General features: G+C 71.4%; 4 protein-coding genes. All 4 read right to left on the minus strand.

The features are described from left to right. Positions 1-86: 86 nt before the first annotated feature. Positions 87-1,277: a beta-ketoacyl-ACP synthase gene (locus CH341_RS30490; protein WP_111423283.1), complete on the minus strand. Its 1,191-nt coding sequence runs from the start codon at positions 1,275-1,277 to the stop codon at positions 87-89. Further along, complete coding sequence (locus tag CH341_RS30495) at positions 1,270-1,743, minus strand: 3-hydroxyacyl-ACP dehydratase FabZ family protein (RefSeq protein WP_111423286.1); 474 nt, start codon at positions 1,741-1,743, stop codon at positions 1,270-1,272. The genes CH341_RS30490 and CH341_RS30495 overlap by 8 nt, the downstream gene beginning before the upstream one ends. Before the next feature lie 10 nt (positions 1,744-1,753). Beyond that, entirely contained in the window at positions 1,754-2,035 is a 282-nt protein-coding gene (locus tag CH341_RS30500) for an acyl carrier protein (protein ID WP_111423289.1), read from the minus strand. A gap of 230 nt (positions 2,036-2,265) precedes the next feature. After that, positions 2,266-2,648: hypothetical protein (locus CH341_RS30505; RefSeq protein WP_425376225.1), on the minus strand; the 383-nt coding region annotated here is incomplete at its 5' end.

Consider the following 2,648-nt stretch of genomic DNA (forward strand, 5'->3'; position numbering starts at 1 on the left):
CTGCGCGGACGCCCGACCCTCCCCCTCCAGGGGAGGGTGGAGGAGCGGCGGCGCCCCCCGACGAAGTCCTACCGCACCGCCTCGTCCTACCGCACCGTCTCGACCAGGGCGAGGCCTTCGCCGCGCCAATGGCCGACGCCGGTCACCACCACCTGGTCGAGGGCCCCGGTCGCGGGCGTCTCGAAGCCGGTGGTGTCGCACGGGGCGAACAGCCGGCCCTGGCCGAGCGCCAGGGTGGCGAGCGCGATGTTGAACACGAATTGCGGCTCGATCGAGTGGCCGGCGACGCTGCCGGTCGCCCGCACCGGAAGGCCGCGGGCCGCGAGCAACGCGCGCTCTTCCTCGGTCGCTCCGGCGGCGCCTGTGGCGCCAGACAGCACGGCGGCCCGGTCGGTCGCGACCGCGGGCAGCCGGCTCCACAGCCGCTCCAGCGACGCCTGGACGGCGCCGGCCTCTGTGCGGGCGGCGCGGTCGCTCACCACGGCGCTCAGCCTCGCCAGCGGCTTGGCGCCGCGCGCCTCGGCGTGGCTGCGGGCCTCGATCACCAGGAACGCGCCGAGCGAGGCGGTGGCGAAGCCCGGCTGTCCGGCGCGGTCCCACACCGGCCGGTACGGCGCCTTCAAGGCGTAGCCGCCGAACTCGAACAGCATCAGCAGGTCCTTGCGCTCGCCGTTCTGCGAGCCGCCGACCAGCGCCACGTCGCTCTGCCCCGCCGCGATCCGGGCCTGGCCGATGCGGACGGCCTCGATGCCGGAGCCCTCCTCGCCCATGAAGGTGCGCGACGAGCCGGTGACGCCGTGCACGATCGAGATGTTGCCGGCGAGCAGGTTGGACAGCTGGGCCAGGAAGAGGGTCGGCCGCAGGTCGTTGGTGAGCCGCTCGTTGAGATAGGCGCCGGGGTTCTCGGCCGTGCCGAGCCCGCTGACGATGGCGCTGTCGACCGCGTAGTCGCGCTCGCCGCCGCCGGCCGCGACGATCATGTCGGTGCGGCCGAGAATCTCGGCCTTGCCCTTGAGGCCGGCCGAGTCGAGCGCCAGGCCGGCCGCATAGGTGCCGGTGCGCTGCCACTGCTCCATCTGGCGCTGATCGCCCTTCTTGGGGATCTGCGAATCGAGGGTCAGTGGGGCCAGCGGATGCACCACATAGGGCGCGAAGGTCTCGGTGTCGTAGACGGGCGTCGCGGCGTCGAGCTTCTGCCAGTGCGCGTCGGCGCCTTCGCCGAGGCACGAGACGAGTCCGACCCCGGTGATCCAGGCTTCGCGTGACGCGTCAGCCATGGGCGGTGGCCTCCAGCGGGAACCCGATCTTCCGCGCGAAGTCTTCCATGCCGGCGCGCAAGCTCGGATCCGGGAAAGGGACGATGCGGAACGTGAGTTCGGCTTCGGACACGGTCTTGCCGTCGCACTTCACCGACGCCTTGGCCATGGCGAAGCCGGAGCCGTCGTGCACGAGGCGGCCGGCGATCGACAGCGCCTGCCCGGGGGTCACGAAGGTGCGCAGCTTCGCCTCCTTGACGGCGGCGAGGAAGGGCATGCGCGAAAAGCCGTTGAGGCCGATCAGCAGCCAGCCGCAGGTCTGCGCCATGGCCTCGATCAGCAGCACACCGGGCATCAGCGGATGACCGGGGAAATGGCCCTCGAAGATCGTGCTGGTCTCGGGCACCTGCGCATGCACCTCGACCGTTCGCGCGCCGAGATCGAGTGCGACGATGCGATCGATGAGCTGGAAGTACTCGAGTCTCATTGAGCCGCGCTCAGGCGCCTTTCGCGGCGACGAGCGCGTCGATGCGGGTGCAGAGGTTGCCGAGCACGAAATACTGCTCGGTGGTCGCCTTGCCGTCGTTGACCTCCTGCGTCCACTGCTCCAGCGGCAGCTTGATCCCGAACGCCTTGTCGATCGCGAAGGCGATGTCGAGGAAGTCGAGACTGTCGATGCCGAGGTCGTCGATGGCGTGGCTTTCCGGCGTGATCTTGTCCCGCGGAATGTCGCACGTTTCCGAGATGATATTGGCGACGGTGTCGAACGTCGAGGACATCGGTTACTCTCTGAATGCCGTGAATCCAGCCGGCACGCGCGTGCGCATGCCCCCCAAACGGCGGCGATGGGTCGCTCTTTCGTTCCGGTCCGTATAGCCAAGACACCGGGGGAGCGCAATGCGCGCTAAACCGCGGTGCACGCCGGACCGCAATCCCCTGGCACACCGCCCGAATTCGGTATCGGGCAAGGGCCGGTCCGGGCGGCGGGCGGCGACGCGGCCGGGCGCCCTCAGGGCCGGGGCGACTCCGCCGGAACCGGCACGGGCGTGCAGCCCCGGCGGCCGCTCAGCACGCAATCCTGGTTCTTGCGCATGTCGGCCATCGTGGAGGCGATCCACAGGCCTCCGGCCGTCAGGGCGGCGAGCACCAGAAGCGCCGCCACATTGGTGATCATGCGGTGCCGGTAGTCGTCGGGCTCCTCCCCGGTCTCGTAGCGGGCGAGGTCGGCGACGCGCCGGTCCGAGGCGGGGGGCGGAGACTGCGACGGGCGGTGCGGTCCGGCCGCGGGCCGGCGCGGCGCGAACGGGATCACCCGCCCGCGCTCTGTCCCGCCGTCGTCCGGACCCGGCCGGTCGGAGCCGGCGGCGCCCGGCTCCCCTGGTCGGCTGCCGT

It is taken from the genome of Rhodoplanes roseus (genome assembly GCF_003258865.1).
GTDB lineage: Bacteria > Pseudomonadota > Alphaproteobacteria > Rhizobiales > Xanthobacteraceae > Rhodoplanes > Rhodoplanes roseus.

Excerpts from the sequence above, each read along its gene's own strand:
- CH341_RS30490 (WP_111423283.1), bottom strand. The coding sequence starts at position 1,277 with ATGGCTGACGCGTCACGCGAAGCCTGGATCACCGGGGTCGGACTCGTC.
- CH341_RS30495 (WP_111423286.1), bottom strand. The coding sequence starts at position 1,743 with ATGAGACTCGAGTACTTCCAGCTCATCGATCGCATCGTCGCACTCGAT.
- CH341_RS30500 (WP_111423289.1), bottom strand. The coding sequence starts at position 2,035 with ATGTCCTCGACGTTCGACACCGTCGCCAATATCATCTCGGAAACGTGC.